14 protein-coding genes are annotated in these 19087 nt (G+C 71.8%); 11 read left to right on the top strand and 3 right to left on the bottom strand.

Annotated elements, in window-relative coordinates; translation table 11 throughout:
- Positions 1–20: 20 nt before the first annotated feature.
- Positions 21–2801 carry an immune inhibitor A domain-containing protein gene (locus ACSC1Q_RS04235; protein WP_436757316.1) on the bottom strand — a complete coding sequence of 927 codons (2781 nt, stop codon included), beginning with the start codon at positions 2799–2801 and terminating at the stop codon, positions 21–23.
- A gap of 190 nt (positions 2802–2991) precedes the next feature.
- On the opposite strand from ACSC1Q_RS04235, the gene ACSC1Q_RS04230 reads away from it, so the two are divergent.
- The 3 genes from ACSC1Q_RS04230 to ACSC1Q_RS04220 all read left to right on the top strand — a co-directional run bounded on the left by ACSC1Q_RS04230 (position 2992) and on the right by ACSC1Q_RS04220 (position 8429).
- A complete protein-coding gene (locus ACSC1Q_RS04230; protein WP_436757315.1) occupies positions 2992–4353 on the top strand; it encodes an FAD-binding oxidoreductase in 1362 nt (453 codons plus the stop codon).
- 296 nt (positions 4354–4649) lie between these two features.
- Positions 4650–6575, top strand: a complete 1926-nt coding sequence (locus ACSC1Q_RS04225) for a serine/threonine protein kinase (RefSeq protein WP_436757314.1) — start codon at positions 4650–4652, stop codon at positions 6573–6575.
- Positions 6576–8180: 1605 nt separating this feature from the next.
- Positions 8181–8429, top strand: a complete 249-nt coding sequence (locus ACSC1Q_RS04220; protein WP_436757313.1) for a hypothetical protein — start codon at positions 8181–8183, stop codon at positions 8427–8429.
- A 351-nt stretch (positions 8430–8780) separates the two neighbouring features.
- Here the strand turns inward: ACSC1Q_RS04220 and ACSC1Q_RS04215 are convergent, their stop codons facing one another.
- Entirely contained in the window at positions 8781–9326 is a 546-nt protein-coding gene (locus ACSC1Q_RS04215) for a hypothetical protein (protein WP_436757312.1), read from the bottom strand.
- Between the two features lie 425 nt (positions 9327–9751).
- Between ACSC1Q_RS04215 and ACSC1Q_RS04210 the strand changes: the two genes are divergently transcribed.
- From ACSC1Q_RS04210 to ACSC1Q_RS04195, 4 genes are all read left to right on the top strand, one after another.
- Entirely contained in the window at positions 9752–10003 is a 252-nt protein-coding gene (locus ACSC1Q_RS04210) for a hypothetical protein (RefSeq protein WP_436757311.1), read from the top strand.
- 430 nt (positions 10004–10433) lie between these two features.
- On the top strand, positions 10434–11270 hold the full coding sequence (locus ACSC1Q_RS04205; protein WP_436757310.1) for an alpha/beta fold hydrolase: 837 nt from the start codon (positions 10434–10436) through the stop codon (positions 11268–11270).
- On the top strand, positions 11263–11841 hold the full coding sequence (locus tag ACSC1Q_RS04200; protein WP_436757309.1) for a TetR/AcrR family transcriptional regulator: 579 nt from the start codon (positions 11263–11265) through the stop codon (positions 11839–11841). Before ACSC1Q_RS04205 ends, ACSC1Q_RS04200 begins: the two co-directional genes overlap by 8 nt.
- Before the next feature lie 192 nt (positions 11842–12033).
- Positions 12034–13200, top strand: coding sequence for a PrsW family intramembrane metalloprotease (locus ACSC1Q_RS04195; RefSeq protein ID WP_436757308.1), 1167 nt, complete (start codon positions 12034–12036; stop codon positions 13198–13200).
- 153 nt (positions 13201–13353) lie between these two features.
- Here the strand turns inward: ACSC1Q_RS04195 and ACSC1Q_RS04190 are convergent, their stop codons facing one another.
- Complete coding sequence (locus ACSC1Q_RS04190) at positions 13354–13545, bottom strand: glycine zipper domain-containing protein (protein WP_436757307.1); 192 nt, start codon at positions 13543–13545, stop codon at positions 13354–13356.
- A 135-nt stretch (positions 13546–13680) separates the two neighbouring features.
- On the opposite strand from ACSC1Q_RS04190, the gene ACSC1Q_RS04185 reads away from it, so the two are divergent.
- The 4 genes from ACSC1Q_RS04185 (at position 13681) to ACSC1Q_RS04170 (ending at position 19070) form a co-directional block, all read left to right on the top strand.
- A complete protein-coding gene (locus ACSC1Q_RS04185; protein ID WP_436757306.1) occupies positions 13681–14406 on the top strand; it encodes a TetR/AcrR family transcriptional regulator in 726 nt (241 codons plus the stop codon).
- A 47-nt stretch (positions 14407–14453) separates the two neighbouring features.
- A complete protein-coding gene (locus ACSC1Q_RS04180) occupies positions 14454–16013 on the top strand; it encodes an acyl-CoA carboxylase subunit beta (RefSeq protein WP_436757865.1) in 1560 nt (519 codons plus the stop codon).
- Between the two features lie 2 nt (positions 16014–16015).
- Positions 16016–18139 carry an acetyl/propionyl/methylcrotonyl-CoA carboxylase subunit alpha gene (locus ACSC1Q_RS04175; protein ID WP_436757305.1) on the top strand — a complete coding sequence of 708 codons (2124 nt, stop codon included), beginning with the start codon at positions 16016–16018 and terminating at the stop codon, positions 18137–18139.
- Positions 18140–18257: 118 nt separating this feature from the next.
- Positions 18258–19070 (top strand): enoyl-CoA hydratase-related protein, encoded by an 813-nt coding sequence (locus tag ACSC1Q_RS04170; protein WP_436757304.1) that lies wholly within the window; start codon positions 18258–18260, stop codon positions 19068–19070.
- The last annotated feature ends 17 nt before the right edge of the window (positions 19071–19087 follow it).

Genomic DNA, 19087 nt, shown 5'->3' with positions numbered 1-19087 from the left:
CGCCCGCTGGGCGGGGCGGGTTACTGCTTGGGCGGGGTGACCTGCACGATCACGCCGAGGTTGCCCGGGAACGGGGTGATCAGCTTGAGCTTCACGCCCAGCGCCTTGCCCTCGTCACCGGGGTTGCCGGAGCCGAGGACGTGGCCGTTGCCCATGTCGGTCCCGTACAGCTCGGTCGCCGGGGTGCCGTCGGCGTTGACGATCCGGGTGCTGTAGGGCTGGTCGCCCTTGGAGGGGACGACCACCGAGGCGTCGAAGTCGCGGTAGAACAGGCTGGTGCCGCGCGCCTCGAACCCGGGGTACCAGGTCTTGGCGTCGGTGAACTCGGAGACGCCCTTCTGCGCGGCCAGCTTGGTGCAGTACTCGCTGAAGGGCTCGCCCGCCCCCTCGAAGCACTCGGTGAAGGGGTAGGTCTTGGTGAAGCCGAAGGCGGCGTTCGAGGTCTGGACGCGGCCGTTCAGGTTCTTCAGCGTCGTCGGGTCCTTCTCGGCCGCCGTGCCGGTGCGGCGCAGCGGGTCGAAGTGGGAGTCGACGAGGAGCAGACTGCCCTTGGAACCGATGCTCGGGGCCAGTTCGAGGTTGTTGGCCACCGAGTTGTTGCTGTAGTTCGAGTCGCGGAACCAGACGAGCAGGCCGGGGGCGTTGTACTTGACCTTCTCCACCTTCCACGCGCCGTCACGCGAGTAGTTGGTGGTGTAGGTGTACTGCAGGCCCTTGTCGAACCCGTCGAAGTTGCGCCACTCGGCCAGATAGAACCGGGAGACCTCGCGCTTGCCGTCGTTGAGGACCCAGCCCTGACCGGTGGTGCCGTTGAAGGTGCCGCCGGTGACCGTCCAGCCGTTGAGCCCGGCCTCCAGGTCGTCGCTCCAGACGGTCTGGGTGCCGTTGGTGAGCGAGAAGTCGTCGGCGTGCCAGCCGCGCGGGGTGAAGGCCGCGTCGGTGTTGTACGTCAGGCGCACCTTGATCGCCTTACCGGCGAAGGGGGTGAGGTCGACGTAGTCGTGACGCCAGCCGTCGGTGTTGCCGGTGAGGCCGTACTTCTTGTTGCCGAACGCCGCGAGGTTCTTGTTGGGGTCGGTGTAGTCGTCGTCGGTCGAGACCAGGGCGCCGCCCTCGGTGTAGACCTTCTGCTGGGTCCAGGTGACGCCGCCGTCGACGGAGGTCTCGACGAAACCGAAGTCCCAGTCCTCCTCGATCTCGTAGTTGTTCCAGACCCAGAACTTCAGGTCGGTCCCGGCGGGCACCTGCAGGTCGCGGGCGACCTTGACGTTGGCCCACTCCTGGTCGAAGTTCGACCAGAGCGTCTTGGTGCCGCTGTGCGGCTCGACCATCGTGACCGGCGGGCTGGTCAGGTTGACGCGGACGCCGTCCTGGGTGAGCTTGGGCGTGCGCGAGGCCTGGCCGATCGTCACCAGGCCGGCGCGGTCACCGGGGTTGTAGACCTTGGGGTTGGCCCAGCCGAGGATCCACTTGCTCCAGATGCTCATGTGGGAGGGCATCGACTGGAAGATCGGGCCGCTGTGCGAGCCGCTGGACATGAGGTCCCAGAAGTCGACGGCCGAGGAGGCCTGGCCGCTGGTGTCGTAGAGGTCCGGCAGGCCCAGGTCGTGGCCGTACTCGTGCGCGAAGACGCCGACGCCGGAGTCCTCGGGCTGCACGATGTAGTTGGAGATCTTCACGTTCTTGCCGGGCACCTGGTAGCCGCCGGCCACCGCGCTGGAGTGCGCCCAGATCGCGTAGGTGCCCTCGGCGCCGCCGTCGGAGGACTTGTCCTTGCCCGCGTGGACCAGGACCAGGTGGTCGACCACGCCGTCGGGCTCGGCGAAGTCGCCGTCGCCGTCGGCGTCACCGACGTCCTCGATGTCGTAGTCGGCCCAGGGGAAGTTCGGGTCGGCCGTGACCAGGGAGTTCACCGCGTCGATGGCGAGCTGGCCGGCCCCGAGCGGGTTGTCCGGGTGACCGCTCATGTCCTGCACCGGCTGGCCGCAGGCGCGCGCGCCGTAGTAGGCCTCGGAGTGCGGGACCTTGATCCACGGGCTCGCCTGCCCGGTGACCGTGTAGGCGCCCTTGGACATCTCCTCGTACATGTTCTTCATGGTGGAGCCGGAGATGTCGATGCCCTTGCGGCCGTCCCGGGGGTCGGTCAGGTCGGTGCGGACGCGCTGGGTGATGCCCTGCTTGGTGTAGAGCATCTTGTTGAAGTGGTCGGGGCTGAAGTCGGGCACCCAGAAGCTGTTGTTGTCCTTGTGGGACAGCGTGGCCGGGTTGGGGATCTTGTTGTGCAGCGGGCCGTTGAGCAGGGTGCCCGCCGGCTCGGTGACGCACTCGGCCGGGTCCTCGCTGTCGACGTTCCCGGGCCGGGAGAAGCCGGAGAAGTCGTCGTTGGCCTTGTCGTTGAACTCCACCAGCAGCGTGAGGAGCTTGGCCGTCTTGACGGTCTTCGACTTCTTGAAGATGAAGTCGGCGGGGTTGGCCCCCGTCTTGATCGCCTGGGCCTCACGCTTGGCCAGCACCCGCGCGGCGACGGGGTTGCCCTCCGAGTACTTCTCGGCGAGCTTCTTGGACGGGCTGACCTTGCGCGCCCTGGCCGACGGCACGGCCGGGTCGTCGACCTCGGGCTCGTCCCTGGGCGGCGCGTAGTTGATGTAGTAGTCGGCCGCGGTCGGCTGGTACCGCGCGACCGAGGTGTCGCTCTCGGCCGACGCACCGCCCACAGCCAGTCCCGCGACGGCCAGGCCGAGCACGGGGACTATCGCGAGGAGGCGCCGGGGAGCGCCTCCGCTGCTGACTCTGCCGGACAACGTGTCCCCTTTCCCTGCGTCCGGGTTGACCGGACGCGTCCATCACCGGCGCGCCGTATGAGCGTGCCGAACCGGGAGATTAGACGAGAAGGTAAAGTTTGAGTCAAGCCACCAAATGATGTTGCGAAAATGCAATAAAGCGCGTTTTGTCCGGGGAAGGCATGTTGGCGTAGGCCGTACAGTCCAACGTGTGACCGCTATCTCCGAACTCGTCGCAGCGCTCGCACCGGAGAAGGTGCTGACCGACCCCGACGTGACCGACTCCTACGCGCGGGACCGGACCTTCCTGGAGCCGGGGAAGCCGATCGCCGTGGTGCTGGCGCACACCAGGGACGACGTGGTCGCCGTGATGAGGTGGGCCACCGAGCACCGGGTGCCGGTGGTGCCCAGGGGCGCCGGGACCGGCCTCGCGGGCGGGGCGACCGCCGTCGAGGGGTGCGTCGTGCTGGCGCTGCACAGGATGGCGGCCATCAGGGAGCTGTCCCCCGCCGACGAGACGGCCGTGGTCGAGCCGGGCGTCATCACCGCCGACCTGGACCGGGCCGCCCGCGAGCACGGGCTGATGTACGCCCCCGACCCCTCCTCGTACGAGATCTCCACCATCGGCGGCAACCTGGCCACCAACGCGGGCGGGCTGCGGTGCGTGAAGTACGGCGTGACCCGCGACTCGGCGATGGGCCTGGAGGTCGTGCTCGCGGACGGGCGGGTGATCAACACCGGCAGGCGCACCGTGAAGGGCGTGACGGGGTACGACCTGACCGGGCTGTTCGTCGGCTCCGAGGGGACGCTCGGGGTCATCACCGCGGCGACGGTACGGCTGCGCAGGGCCCCGTCTGTCTACCCGGCGACGATCGCGGCCGAGTTCACCTCCCTCAGGGACGCCGCAGCCGCCGTCTCGGCGATCATCGCGGCCGGCTGCCAGCCGTCGCTGATGGAGATGCTCGACCGCAACACGCTCAAGGCCATCGACGACTGGCGGAACATCGGGCTGGAGGAGTCGACCCGGGCGATGCTGATCGCGCAGTCGGACGCGGTGGACGGCCCCGCGGTCTCCGAGCGGATGGCCGAGCTCTGCACCGCCAACGGCGCGGCCTTCGTCGCGGTGTCGTCGTCGGCGCAGGAGGCCGAGGAGCTGATCGGGGTCCGGCGGATGGCGTACCAGGCCAAGGAGCGGCTGGGCAAGTGCCTGGTGGAGGACGTGTGCGTGCCGCGCTCCCTGCTGCCGGACATGATCGAGAGGATCGAGGCGATCGCCGTCAAGTACGACGTGCTGATCACCACGGTCGCCCACGCGGGCGACGGCAACCTGCACCCGGTCTTCGTCTTCGACCACGCCCTGACCGAGCCGCCGCCCAACGTGTGGGCCGCGGCCGACGAGCTCTTCAGGGAGACCCTGGCGATGGGCGGCACGCTCACCGGCGAGCACGGCGTCGGGCTGCTGAAACGGCGCTGGCTGGCACTGGAGACCGGGCCGGTCACCGAGGAGATCCACCACGGGATCAAGAAGGTCTTCGACCCGCTCGGCATCCTCAACCCCGGCAAGGCCATCTGAGCGGGCCCGCTTCGAGGGTTCCCCGCCGTCGCGAGGTTCTCGGAGCGACCTTCACGAAGCCTCCTGAGCACGACGGTCCCGGGATTCCCGGGGCCCGGCGTCGCGAGGCCCCGGAGCGCGAAGGTCGCGGAACTCCCGGGGCCCGGCGTCGCGAGACCCGAAACGGGACGTCAAGGGATTCCCCGGGCGAGGCGTCCTACCGGAGCGAGTCTTCATCACCGCTCGCGCTGGTAGCGTTCTGCACCATATAAACCATTTTTTCGGGGCTTGTTCGGGGCTTGTTTCGGGGGAACATCATGACAGAGCCGCTCACCGAGGAGGATCCACCCCGGCTGGGCTCGTTCGAGCTGGTCGGACGGCTCGGCGAGGGAGGTCAGGGGATCGTCTACCTCGGGCGGGGGCCCGGGGGCGAGCAGGTCGCCGTCAAGCTCCTCCATCACGGGCTGGCCGGGGACCCCGAGGCCAGGGCCCGCTTCCTGCGCGAGGTGTCGGTCGCGCAGCGGGTGGCCAGGTTCTGCACCGCGGCCGTGCTGCACGCCGACCTGGCCGGCAGCCGCCCGTACATCGTGAGCGAGTACGTCCCCGGGCCGTCCCTGCGCCTGCTGGTCGACCGGGAGGGACCCCGGCGCGGAGCCTCCCTGGAGCGCCTCGCCGTCAGCACGGCCACCGCGCTGTCGGCGATCCACCGCGCGGGCATCCTGCACCGCGACTTCAAGCCCGCCAACGTGCTGATGGGCCCCGAGGGCCCGGTGGTGATCGACTTCGGCATCGCCAGGGCGCTGGACTCGCCGGGGATGACGGCTACCGGGGTGGCGATGGGGACGCCGTCCTACCTCGCGCCCGAGCAGCTCGGCCCCGGCGAGGTGACGCCCGCCGCCGACGTGTTCGCCTGGGGCGTCACGATGGTCTTCGCCGCGACGGGTACGCCCGCGTTCGGCCAGGACTCCATCGCCGTCGTGATCAACCGGATCCTGAACGCGCAGCCGGAGCTGGGCACGCTGGAGGGGCCGCTGCGCGACCTGATCGCGGCCTGCCTGTCGAAGGACCCGGCCCTGCGGCCCACCGCCGAGCAACTCGTCAGCCACCTGATGGGCGCGGGCCCCACCACCCCGGTCCCCCGCCCGGCGTCCTTCCCTCCTCCCGGCCCCGCGGCCGGTTCCGTTCCCGTGCCCGGCCCTGGTGGTGGCACCGATTTCGGCCCCGCGACCGTACCCGGGACGGCCGCGCGACAGGCCGGGCACGGCGTACAGGGTCAGGCCGGGCCGTGGCGGGGCGGACCAGGGCAGGGGTCGTCAGGGCAGGCCGGGTCGCGGCCGGGCGAGAGGAAGGCCCCCCGGCCGGTGGGGCTCCTGCTCGCCGGGGTGGCGGTGGTGGCCGCGCTCGGCGTGGCCGCCGGGGCCGTGGTGCTCCTCCAGGACGACGGGAAGGCCGCCGCGGCGCGATCGGCGGCGACCCCCGTCGTGCCGGAGGCCGCGAGCCAGGAGCCGACGCTCGTCCCCGACGTCCCCGAGGAGTCTCCCCGGCCCTCGGAGACGGCCCCGGCGGCCTCGACGGCCTCGGAGGAGGAGACCGAGACGGTCGCCGCGATCACGCCCCACCCGTCCCGGCTCACCACGCAGCCGTCCTCCCGGCCGGCCGGGGATCCGGACCCCGCCACGGAGAGGCCGACGGCCGAACCGACGGCCTCGCCACGGCCGAGCGACACCCCCAAGCCGACCCCGTCCGCGAAACCGACACCCAAGCCGACACCCAAGCCGACGACCAAGCCGACGACCAAGCCGACGACCTCGCCTCGGCCGAGCGGCACTCCCAAGCCCTCGTCGTCCCCGAAGCCGACGTCCAGGCCCACCACCGCGAAACCGACGGTGAAGCCCACCTCCAAGCCGAGCCAGAAGCCCAACCCCCATACCGCCACCGGCGTCTGCGGAAGCGGCTACAAGGTGGTCGACTCCAGGGCCCTGGGCGGCGCGGCGACCGTCTACCTGCTCTACAACACCGCCCAGGGCAGGAACTGCGTCGTCACCATGTCCAAATACGTCTTCCCCTCCAAGATCGCGATGAACGCGATCCTCCAGGTGAAGGGCGGCTCCACCGGAAGCAACCCCGGCGACTTCACCGTCTACGCGGGCCCCGTACGCCTGCCCGCCGCCAAGAAATGCGTCATCTGGGGCGGCTCGCACGGGTCACTGTCGTGGAAGAGCGGCTGGAGCCACTGCGGCTGAGCGCGGGGGCGCGCCTTTCGCCGGTTCTCGTCCTGATCGTGACGCCGGACGAGATCATCGACGCGCGGACCGCCACGCCGGGCGCGGGTACTCCGGTGGGACGGCTCGGACCAGGAGAGGATCGACACCATTCCCGTCCTGGCGGCGACGAGAAACGGTCTGTGGACGTTTCGCGACGCCGTCCGGTCCTCATGGGCGTCTCCGCCCGGGAAGGAACCGGGAGTCTTTCTCCGTACCGAATCGAGAGAGGTGGCGTGCTCCCGGCCTGGCACCTTGGGCATGGAGCGGGACCACGCGTGGGACTTCCGGCAGAACTATCACCTTCATACCGGTTCACCTTATGAAAGAATTCACAGAAGCGAAATAAGCTTAGCAATTAGGACATATTTCTATTGTTGACGAATCCGTTTAAACCTCGTTAACGAGGATGATGCTTTGCCATGTCGATCATCGGGTAACTCCTGCTTGCCGCCACTGTCGCGGTTTAGGCAATCAGATTCCCTTGAATCACAAAAGACATGGAATGCGATGACTCCTAGCGGTAGAAGACGGACTTCAACCATTAATTCCGGCAAACGTGCTCGAAATTGGTCCGTCGCAGCAACAGCAATCGGCGCCATCCTGGCGCTTTCCTGCCAGACCCCGGCCAGTGCCACCTCCGACACCACGTCAACCCTTCTTCTCAACACGCGAACCGTCGCCAAAGAGGCCGCCCCGGCCCTCAAGGCCACCGGTAGATCCGGTCATTCGCGTATCCGTGTGATGAGAATCGCCACGGGGAAGGAAGGCGACGGCGGCAGGAAGCCTTGCGGGTGCCGTGACGGCCGCAATGGTCGTGACGGCGAGGACGGGCTGCCGGGAATCGGGCTGCCCGGCCCCCGCGGGCCGATCGGTCCCGCGGGAGCGACCGGGCCGGCAGGACCGGCAGGACCGGCAGGAGCGACCGGAGCCATCGGCCCCGCAGGACCGGCAGGACCCGCGGGAGCCACGGGAGCGGCAGGACCCGCGGGACCCATAGGACCGGCGGGACCGGCGGGCGCCACGGGAGCCGCAGGACCGGCGGGACCGGCGGGACCCATTGGGCCGGCGGGACCGGCGGGCGCCGACGGCGCCGCGGGACCGGCGGGACCCGCGGGACCCGTCGGAGCAACGGGAGCAACGGGAGCCACTGGAGCGACAGGTCCTGCGGGACCGGCGGGCGCCGACGGCGCCGCGGGACCGGCGGGACCGGCAGGACCCATTGGGCCGGCGGGCGCCGACGGCGCCGCGGGACCGGCGGGACCCGCGGGACCCGCCGGAGCGACGGGCGCCACTGGAGCGACAGGTCCTGCGGGACCGGCGGGACCTGCGGGACCGGCGGGCGCCGACGGCGCCGCGGGACCGGCGGGACCCGCGGGAGCCACCGGAGCCACCGGGGCACCCGGACCCGCCGGAGCCGAGGGAGCCCCGGGACCGACCGGTCCCGCCGGTGAACCGGGAGCCGCGGGACCGCCTGGAGCGGTCGGCGCGACGGGAGCGGCGGGCGCGCCGGGCGCCCCCGGACCGGCCGGAGCCACCGGAGCGACCGGAGCGACCGGCCCCGCGGGCCCGGCCGGCCCCGCTGGAGTGCCCACGGCCACCTTCGACGTGGCCGGGCCCGTCACGCCCGTACCGCTGATCGGGACCGTGACCGCGGTGGCCACCTGCCCGGTCGGATCCACCGTCACCGGCGGCGGTTACGCCGTCGGCGGACTCGGCGATGCCTTCATACGGCAGAACTTCCAGATCGGCAACACCTGGACCGTCGTGGCCGGCGGCGCTCTCCTGCTCGGCGTGACCATCGAGCCACACGCGACCTGTCTGCCTCTCACCTGACGCGTTCCGAGCCACCGGAACTCCCCGGCTTTCAGACCGGTTACCTCATGTCGGTGTCCACCAACGAGACCGCCCGCGGCCTGGACGGGGAGCCGGGCCGCGGGGGCGCGCCGCGCCTCTGCGCGTAGGGCGAACCGGGCGATCCACCCGGCCGAGACCCCGGCACCTGTTCGCGCGTGCCCGCGCGTACAGATGCCGGGGTCGAAGCACCTGTACGCGCGGGAACCGGCGGCGGGAGCGTCGCCGGTTCCCGCGCGGGCGACGGGGCCGCTTCGTGTGCGGAAGACGCGCGAACGGCGGACGTCGTCACCATACGACCCGTGACGGGATCGCCGAGAGCGGGCCCCTCTGTCACGCGCCGGAGGCTTGGAGGGGTGCGCTCTCCTCCCGGGCGGCCCAGAGCCGGGCGGACATCCAGGCGATGCCCACGGCCGCGATCACCAGACCGGCCAGATAGACCGGTACGGGCACCGGGTTCCTGAGCGAGCCGGGGATCATGCCGACGGCGTAGAGCGCGATCGCGACGGCCGGGAGGGCGCCCGAGCGCGGGGCCGCGACGCCGAAGGCCAGGACTCCCGCGATCAGGACGACCGAGGTGACGAGGAACGCCCGTCCGGTGCCCCCGGACAGCAGCCCGTCGATCGTGGTCCCGCCCAGCGGCGGGAAGACGTGGTGCAGCGTGTACTCGATCGCGAACGCCCCGGCCAGGCCGGCCGAGTTGAGCAGGTAGCCGACGAGGCCGGCCGCCCCGGTGGCCCGGTGGCCCGGTAGAGAGCCGATTGACCCATGGGGATAACTCCCATCCTGTCGGTCATGACGCTCGTCATCGTGCGCGCTGTCGGCCGCCGAGCCGAGCGGGCGCGCGCGGACGTAAGCAACCCGAAAGAAGCGGAGCAACCCGAAAGAAGCGGGAGCATCCCGAAAGAACCGGGCCTGCCGCGCCGCGAACCGCTCGTGGCGAGCGCGTGCCGCGGGCGAACCACTCGACGCGGGCGCCGGGTCACCTGAGGCGAACGCGACCGCGGGAGCGCGAGCCCCGCCGGGTTCCCCGAGGTGAACACGAGGAACGGCGCCCGGTTCCGCGGCTCACGTCCTGTTTCCCGGAGGGCTTCCCGGCGGGCTTCCCGGAGGGCGCGGATCGCTGCGCGTCGGCCGGATTCGAAATCGCATCAATTTCGAAATACTCGAAATCGCAGGATAAATTCGCTTATTTCTGCAAATGGTACGTTCCATTACCAGATCGGCCTTGCGTGGCGGTAATCGCCGGTTGAGAATAAACGGGCAGCTGCAAGTTCCCGCAGATCCACTGGAAGGGCCACATCATGGGACTTCTGAAAAGGGCAATCGTCGGTATCGTCATCACCGGGGCGGCTTTCTCCCTTACGGGTACCGCCTACGCCGGCACGGCATCGACCTCCGCCTCGACCGTCGCGCTGGGCAGCAAGTTCTACGGGGGCTACCCCGACTCCGGAAACTGCAATTACTGGAGGTCCGCGGTCAAGGCGACGGGGGTCAACGTGTCGTCCTGCACGTATTCGACGGCCAACAAGTGGCACTTCACGGCGTGGTGGTAGCCGTGGCGGGCCCGGCGTAATCGCCCGGTCCCCGGCACGGTAACCGGCCCGGCCCTCAATGGGCCGGGCCAACAGGCGTTTTCCCATAACGCGGGTGACTCCCCGATGGATTCGACGGAATCGCGGACCCCGGCCGCCCCGGATGGCCATTGACCGATGGGCGCGGTTCCACTCCTCCTCGTCCTCGCAGGCGGGACGCCCGGATCGTCGCCCGGGACCGGGAGGTGAGCCCGGAAGGCGGGCCCCCCGGTCGCGGGCCTTCTTCAAGGAAGGCGAGGATCGCACGGGGCCTCAAGCCGCTCCGGCCGTTTCCGGGCGGCTCAAGCACGGTTCCTCACACTCCCGGCCGCGCCCGGGGTCTCGTCGTTGACAGGTTTGGCTAACTAGATTAGCTTTTAGCTAACACCGTTAGCCACCCCTGGAGGATGTCATGACCGAGTACCTCGCCGTCGACGGCGGCACGATCGCCTACGAGGTGGCCGGATCCGGCCCGCTGATCGTTCTCGCGCACGGCATGGGCGACAGCCGCGCCGCGTACCACGCGGTGATCCCGCCGCTGGTGGCGGCGGGCTACCGGGTCGCCGCGGTCGACCTGCGCGGCTGCGGCGAGTCCAGCGTCGACTGGCCGGAGTGGAGCCGCACCGCCATCGCCGGTGACCTGCTCGCCGTGATCCGCCACCTGGGCGGCCCGGCCGTGCTCGTCGGCCACTCGATCTCCGGCGGCGCCGCCACCATCGCCGCGGCGAAGGAGCCCTCGCTGGTCACCGCGGTCGTCGAGCTGGGGCCGTTCACCCGCAAGCAGTCGATCCGTCTCGGCGACCTGCGGGTGAGGCGCTTCCGGCGGGGCATGCTGCGGCTGCTCGGCGCCGGCGTGTTCGGCAGCGTGCCGCTCTGGCGCTCCTACCTCGACGTGGCCTACCCCGGCGTGAAGCCGGCCGGGTGGGCGGAGCGGCTCGGCCGCGTCGACTCCCTGATGCGCGAGCCGGGCCGGATGAAGGCGATGCAGGGCATGGGCCGCAGCGCCCCGACCGACGCCGGCGCGCACCTCGGCGACGTCCGCTGCCCGGTCCTGGTCGTGATGGGCACGCTCGACCCCGACTGGGCCGACCCGCGCGCCGAGGGTTCGGCGATCGTCGACGCCCTGCCGTCCGGCCTCGGCCGCCTCGCGATGATCGAGGGTGCCGGGCACTACCCGCACGACCAGTACCCTGACCAGGTGATCTCGCTCGTGCTCGACTTCCTCCGATCGGACGCCGTTCGTGCCTAGGGCCGGTCTGGACCCGGCGGCCGTGGTCGCGGCCGGTGCCGCCCTCGCCGACGAGGTGGGCCTCGCCAACCTGACGATGGGCCTGCTGGCCGAGCGGGTGGGCGTGCGCACCCCGTCCCTGTACAAGCACGTGAACGGCCAGGAGGACCTCAACCGGCGCATCGCGGTCCTGGCGATAGGCCAGGCCGCCGACGCCATGGGCGGCGCGATCCAGGGGTACGCCGGCCGCGACGCCCTGGCGGCCGCGGCGCGCGCCTTCCGCGCCTTCGTCCTGGAACACCCCGGCCGGTACGCCGCGACGATCGGCATGGAACCGTCCGGCCCTGACGATCCGCTGGCCACGGAGAGCCGGCGGGCGATGGACGCGTTCGCGGCGGTCCTGCGCGGCTACGAGATCGAAGAGCCCCACGTCGACCACGCCCTGCGCATGCTCCGCAGCCTCTGCCACGGCTTCGCCACGTTACAGGCCGCCAACGGCTTCCAGTGGAGCGCCGACATCGACGAGAGCTTCGAGTGGCTGATCGCCTTCACCGACCGGGGCCTGCGAGCCCTTGGACGACACCGCGACTGAGAACGCCGCCGTCGACGATCGTTCCCGATCGCCGGACGTGGCCGGTCGTGGCCGGGCGTGGCCGGTCGCCGAGGGTTCACCACTCGATGGCCGGACCGGCCGGTCGTCTCACGGATTGCAAGTGGACGTTAACCGGTCCGGGGGACCGTGGTGCTTCTCCACCCGGAAGCGACCACGAGGGGACCGACACCGATGGACACACACGAGGCGGCCGTTCCCCCCGCGCACGGGGGACGGCCGCGGGTTCTGCCGCCCCGGCCGGGCAAGGGGCTGATCGCCGCCCTCGCGGTCTCCGGGATCTGCGTCCTGATCGCCATGGGCATCGTCCTGGCGAACGGGAGCCCCACCGGTTTCGGCGTCTCGTTCGCCCTGGGGCTGGCACCGCTGCCGATCCTGCTCGCCGCCGTGCTCGCGCTCGACCGGCTGGAGCCCGAGCCCCGGCTGAACCTGCTCTTCGCGTTCGCCTGGGGCGCGGGCATCGCGGTGGTCCTCGGCGTCGTCCTGGAACTGGGCGGCACGATGGTGCTGGTGCGGGCCTTCGACGTGGGCGAGCGGGCGGCGGAGACCGCGACCCTGGTGGCGGTGGCACCGGTGGTCGAGGAGGCGCTCAAGGGCGCCGCGCTCCTGTGGCTGATCTGGCGGTGCAGGCGCGAGATCGACGGCCCGACCGACGGCATCATCTACGCCTCCATGGTCGGCCTGGGGTTCGCCGCCGTGGAGAACATGATCTACTACTCCGCCGCGTTCACCGAGACCGGCACGGAGGGGGCGGTGGTCCTCTTCGTGCTGCGGGGGCTGGTCTCGCCGCTCGGGCATCCCCTCTTCACCTCGATGATCGGGCTCGGTGTCGCCTACGCGGTCACCACGCGCCGCAGGGGCGGGTTCCTCGCGATCCCGCTGGGCTATCTCGGCGCGGTGCTCCTGCACGGCCTGTGGAACGGGACCTCGGCGCTGGAGTCGCTGCCCGCCCTCGGGGCCGCCTATCTCCTGGAGCTGGTCGTCATCTGCGCACTCGTCGTCGTCACCGTGCGGGAGCGGCGGCTGCTGGTGGCCCTGATGGGCGTGCACCTGCCCGCCTACCTGGGGACGGGCCTGGTCACGCCGTACGACATCGGCATGCTCGGCTCGCTGAGCACCCGCAGGCAGGCCCGCCGGTGGGCCAGGGGGATCGGGGCGGGCCGCGCGATGTCCGACTACCAGCAGGCCGCGACCGAGCTGGTCATGCTGCACCAGCGCGCCGAGCGCGACGGCACCGGCCCCGGTGAGCTCGCCGCCGAGCGTGACGCCCTGCTGGCGACCATGGCACGGGCGCGGGAGAGCTTCGTGCCCCGTTCCCCGTCGCAGCCCCAGCCCGCGTGAGACGGCGGTGCCCCGTAACAACCCCAACCCGCGTATGGCGGGTACGCACGCTCTCCTTCGTACGCACCGGACCGTGCACGTGCTCTCCGGTCCGCGCCGGACGCCGTGCGGGCGGACCGGCCCGCACGACGTCCGGCGCGGACCGTGGGTCGTTCAGCTCTCGCCCTTCTTCCGGCCGGTCGTGAAGGCCACCCCCAGGCCGGCCCCGATGGCGATCCCGATACCGACGCCCATGGCCAGGTTGCCGAGCGCGACTCCCAGCGCGGCGCCGATGGCGACACCGACGGCGATGCCGAGGGAGAGGCCGGTGGCGGCTTGCGACGCGTCATCTGACTTCTCATCCATGTGCTGCCGCTTCCCTCGCTCCCGTGGAACATGCGCCCGGCCGGGCTGACATCTCGGTGTTCCCCTGGCCCCACGGATCCACCGGACCACGGGCGTCCCTGGCGGGAGTGCCGGTTGTGGGCTACCGTACTTGACGTGATCGTCAAGTCTGAGACCCTCGGCGGCCGGGGACGGCGCACCCGGGCGGCGCTCGTCCAGGCCGGGCGGGAGGCGTTCGAGGAGCGGGGCTACGACGCCGTGCGCGTCGACGACGTCTGCGCGCGCGCCGGGGTCTCGCACGGCACCTTCTACACCTACTTCGGCTCGCGCGAGGAGCTGTTCCGCGAGGTGGCGGCGACCGTGGTGGGCGAGATGTTCACCGCCAGCGTGGTCGGGCCCGCCACCCCCGGCGACCCGTACGCCCGCATCGAGGCCGCCAACCTGCTCTACCTGCGCGCGTGGGCCGCCAACTCCCGGCTGGTACGGATGCTGGAGCAGGTCGCGGCCACCGACGAGAGCTTCCGCGGCCTCCTGCTGGAGCTGCGCGAGGTCTTCGTACGGCGGGGCGCGGAGGGGCTGCGGCGCCTGCAGGAGCAGGGGCTGGCCGATCCCTCGCTGGACCCCCGGCTGACCGCCGTGATGCTGGGCGGGATGGTCGAGCACTTCGCCCACGTCTGGCTGGACCTCGGCGAGCACGCCGACGAGCGGACCGCCGTCGCGACGCTCTCCACGCTCTGGGCCCGTGCCATCGGCCTGACACCGGCTCCGTCGTGGGATCCGGCACCGACGTCGATACCGGCGAGCCGGGCCGCCGACATGACGTCCGTGTCAACCAAGTCAGTGTCAACCAGGTCCGTGTCAACCAAGGGAGCGGGTTCGTGAGCCGCCTGGACACCTCCGGTGACGACTACCTGGCGCGGCGCGAGGCGATGCTCGCCAAGCTGGCCGAGCTCGACGCCGAGCAGGCCAAGGCGGTGGCGGGCGGCGGCGGGAAGTACGTCGACCGGCACCGCGCGCGGGGCAAGCTCCTGGCCAGGGAGCGGATCGAGCTGCTCGTCGATCCCGACTCGGCGTTCCTGGAGCTCTCGCCGCTGGCGGCCTGGGGCAGCGACTTCCCCGTCGGGGCGAGCGTGGTCACCGGGATCGGGGTGGTCGAGGGCGTCGAGTGCGTGCTCGTCGCCAACGACCCGACCGTGCGGGGCGGCTCGTCCAACCCGTGGACGATGCGCAAGACGCTCAGGGCGGCCGACATCGCGTTCGAGAACCGGCTGCCGCTGATCAACCTGGTGGAGTCGGGCGGGGCCGACCTGCCGACCCAGAAGGAGATCTTCATCCCCGGCGGCCGGATCTTCCGCGACCTGACCCGCCTGTCGGCGGCCGGGATCCCCACGATCGCCCTGGTCTTCGGCAACTCCACCGCCGGTGGGGCGTACGTGCCGGGGATGAGCGACCACGTGGTCATGGTCAAGGAGCGCGCGAAGGTCTTCCTCGGCGGGCCGCCGCTGGTCAAGATGGCCACCGGGGAGGAGGCGGACGACGAGTCGCTGGGCGGCGCCGAGATGCACGCCCGCGTCAGCGGCCTGGCCGACTACCTCGCCGCCGACGAGCACGACGCGCTGCGGATCGGCCGGCGGATCGTGAAGGGCCTGAACCTGCGCCGTCCCGGCGTCTCCCCCGGCGCCGTGCGCGGTCCGCTGTACGACGAGGACGAGCTGCTGGGCATCGTGCCGGAGGACCTGAGGATCCCGTTCGACCCGCGCGAGGTGATCGCGCGGGTGGTGGACGGCAGCGAGTTCGACGATTTCAAGCCGCTGTACGGCGGGAGCCTGGTGACCGGGTGGGCCCGCCTGCACGGCCGTCCGATCGGGATCCTGGCGAACGCCAGGGGCGTGCTGTTCAGCGAGGAGGCGCAGAAGGCGGCGCAGTTCATCCAGCTCGCCAACCAGGTCCGCGTCCCGCTGGTCTTCCTGCAGAACACCACCGGCTACATGGTCGGCAAGGACTACGAGCAGGGCGGCATCATCAAGCACGGCGCCATGATGATCAACGCGGTGTCCAACTCGTCCGTCCCGCACATCACGATCGTGATGGGCGCCTCGTACGGGGCCGGCAACTACGGGATGTGCGGCAGGGCCTACGGCCCCCGTTTCCTGTTCACCTGGCCCAGCGCCAAGTCGGCCGTGATGGGGCCCGCCCAGCTCGCCGGGGTGCTGTCCATCGTCGGCCGGGCCGCCGCCCAGGCCCGGGGGCAGGTCTACGACGAGGAGGGCGACGCGGCGATGCGGCAGCTGGTCGAGGCGCAGATCGAATCCGAGTCGCTGCCGTTCTTCCTCTCCGGCCGCCTCTACGACGACGGCGTGATCGACCCCCGCGACACCCGGACGGTCCTGGGCCTGTGCCTGTCGGCCGTCGGCAGCACCGTCGGCAAGGCCGCCCTCGACAACGACACCGCCCCGCGGCCCTCGGGCTTCGGCGTCTTCCGGATGTGACCATGCCCGTGACCGTGACCGCCGCACCGATCCGCCGCCTGCTCGTCGCCAACCGGGGGGAGATCGCCCGCCGCGTCTTCCGTACCTGCCGCGACCTCGGTATCGAGACCGTCGCGGTCTTCTCCGACGCCGACGCGGACGCGCCGCACGTGGCCGAGGCCGACCACGCCGTACGGCTGGCCGGGGTGCGGCCCGCCGACACCTACCTGTCGGTGGAGAAGATCATCGAGGCGGCCCGCGCGGCGGGGGCGGACGCCGTCCATCCCGGGTACGGCTTCCTGTCGGAGAACGCCGCCTTCGCGCGGGCCGTACCCGAGGCCGGGCTGACCTGGGTCGGCCCTCCGGCCGGGGCCGTCGCCGCGATGGGTTCCAAGATCGAGGCGAAGGCGCTGATGGCCGAGGCCGGGGTCCCGGTGCTGCCGGGCTTCGTCGCGGGCCCCGGTTACTCGGCGGACGACCTGGACGCCCTGTTCACCCGGACGGGCGAGACCGCCTCCGGATGGGCCGTACCGCTGCTGGTGAAGGCGTCGGCCGGGGGCGGCGGGCGCGGGATGCGCGTCGTGCGGCTCACCGGCGACCTGCCCGAGGCGGTCGAGTCGGCGCGCCGGGAGGCCGCGTCGGCGTTCGGGGACGGCACGGTGTTCGTCGAGCCGCTGCTGGAGAGCGCCCGGCACATCGAGGTGCAGATCCTGGCCGACGGGCACGGGACGGTGTGGGCGCTGGGCGAGCGGGAGTGCTCGATCCAGCGGCGGCACCAGAAGGTGGTCGAGGAGACCCCGTCCCCGGCGATCTCCCCCGCGACGCGGGAGCGGCTCCTCGACGCGGCGGTCACCGCCGCGCGGGCCATCGGGTACGTCGGCGCCGGAACCGTCGAGTTCCTCGTCAGGGACGAGACGGTCGCCTTCCTGGAGATGAACACCCGCCTGCAGGTGGAGCACCCGGTGACCGAGTGCGTGTACGGTGTCGACCTCGTCGAGTGGCAGCTGCGGATCGCCGAGGGCGCCCGGCTCCCCGCCTCGCCGCCCGAGCCGTCCGGGCACGCCGTCGAGGTGCGCCTCTACGCCGAGGACCCGGCCCGCGACTGGCTTCCGCAGAGCGGGGTGCTGCACCGCTTCGAGGTCCCCGGGGTGGACTCCCGCTTCGCGCCCGCGCCCGGCGGGCGCCACGGCCTGCGGCTGGACTCCGGCGTCGAGGACGGCTCGGAGATCGGCGTCCACTACGACCCGATGCTCGCCAAGGTCGTCTCGTACGGCGCGAGCCGCCCCGACGCCGTGCGCAGGCTGGCCGCCGCGCTGGCGGGCGCGCGGATCCACGGGCTCGTCACCAACCGGGACCTGCTGGTCGAGGTCCTGCGCCACCCGGCGTTCCTCGCCGGGGACACCCACACCGGTTTCCTGGAGGAGCACGGGCTCACCGGCGTCGGCTCCCCGGAGGAACACGGGCTCTCCGGCACCGGCTCCTCGGCGGAACACCGGCTCGCCGACACCGGCCCCTCGGCGGAGCACGGGCTTGCCGATGCGGAGCCCGGCCGGGGGCGGCCGGGGCCGGTGCGCCTGTCCGCCCTCGCCGCCGCGCTCGCGGGCGCGGCGGCCAACCGGGCGGCGGCGACCGTGCAGGCGGGACTGCCCAGCGGGTGGCGCAACGTGGTGTCGCAGCCGCAGCGCGCCGCCTTCGCGGAGGCCGAGATCTCGTACCGGATCACCAGGGACGGCCTGCGGGCGGAGGGGTTTCCCGATACGGTCCTGGTCGGCGCGACGCCCTCGCTCGTGGTGCTGGAGACCTCGGGCGTGCGGCACCGGTTCGCGGTCGCCCGCTACGACGGCGTGACGCACGTGGACTCCCCGCTCGGTTCCGTACGGCTCACCCCGCTGGCCCGCCTGCCGGAACCGGTGGAACACGTGCTGCCCGGCTCCCTGGTGGCGCCCATGCCCGGTACGGTGCTGCGGGTCGACGTCAAGACCGGCGAGACCGTCGGGGCGGGGCAGGTGGTCGTGGTGCTCGAAGCCATGAAAATGGAGCACCGGATCGCCGCGCCCGCGCCGGGCACGGTGGCGGCGGTGAACGTGACGCCGGGCCGCCAGGTCGAGGCGGGGGCCGTGCTGGCCGTGATCGAGGAGCAGGCGTGACCTTCTCCCCGGGTTCTCCGGGCTCCGCGGACTCCGCGGGCTCCGCGAACTCCGCGGGCTCCATGGGTTCCGTGGAGTCCCGGAGCCGGGTGAGGGTCCCGACGACGGAAGGACCGAGATGAAGAGCGACGGGGGCTGGCCGGTGGAACGCCTGGTGCGCAGGGAGGTGTCCGGGGGGGTGGCGACGATCACCCTCGACTCCCCCCGCAACCGCAACGCGCTCTCGGTGCGGTTGCTGGGCGACCTGGAGGACCGGCTCAACTGGGCGCTGGCCGAGGAGAGCGTCCGGGTGATCGTGCTCACCGGGACCGGGCCGGTGTTCTGCGCGGGCGCCGACCTGAAGGAGCAGCGGGTCGCGCCGGGCGACGCGCACGAGGCGCCGGTGACCGCGTCGTTCCCGGAGATCATGAGCCTGATCTGGGAGAGCCCGAAGCCGGTCGTCTGCAGGCTGAACGGCACCGCGCGGGCCGGGGGGCTCGGCCTGGTCGCGGCCTGCGACTTCGCGATCGCCCCCGAGTCGGCGTCGTTCGCGTTCAGCGAGGTGCGGCTCGGCGTGGTGCCCGCGATGATCTCGGTGACCGTGCTGCGGAGGCTCGACCCGCGCGCCGCCGCCGAGTACCTGCTCACCGGGGAGACGTTCGACGCCGCCCGCGCCGGGGAGATCGGGCTGCTCACCCGTGCCGTGCCCGAGGAGGAGCTGGACGCGACGGTCGCGCACTACACCGGCATGCTGCTGCGCGGCGGCCCCGAGGCGCTCGCGCTCACCAAGCAGCTGGTGCGGACCGTACCCGAGCTGAGCGTCGAGGAGGGCATGCGCCAGATGGCCGAACTGTCCGCGCGGCGCTTCACCTCAGCCGAGGGGCAGGAGGGCATCGCCGCCTTCATGGAGAAGCGGCCCGCGTCGTGGATCCCCGCCCCGGAGGCGAGCTGATGCCGTACCGCGAACCG

It is taken from the genome of Streptosporangium heterodermiicola, assembly GCF_051390675.1.
Classification (GTDB): domain Bacteria; phylum Actinomycetota; class Actinomycetes; order Streptosporangiales; family Streptosporangiaceae; genus Streptosporangium.
Note: the sequence above shows the minus strand (reverse complement) of the source record. Positions and strands in the feature narration are given on the sequence as shown.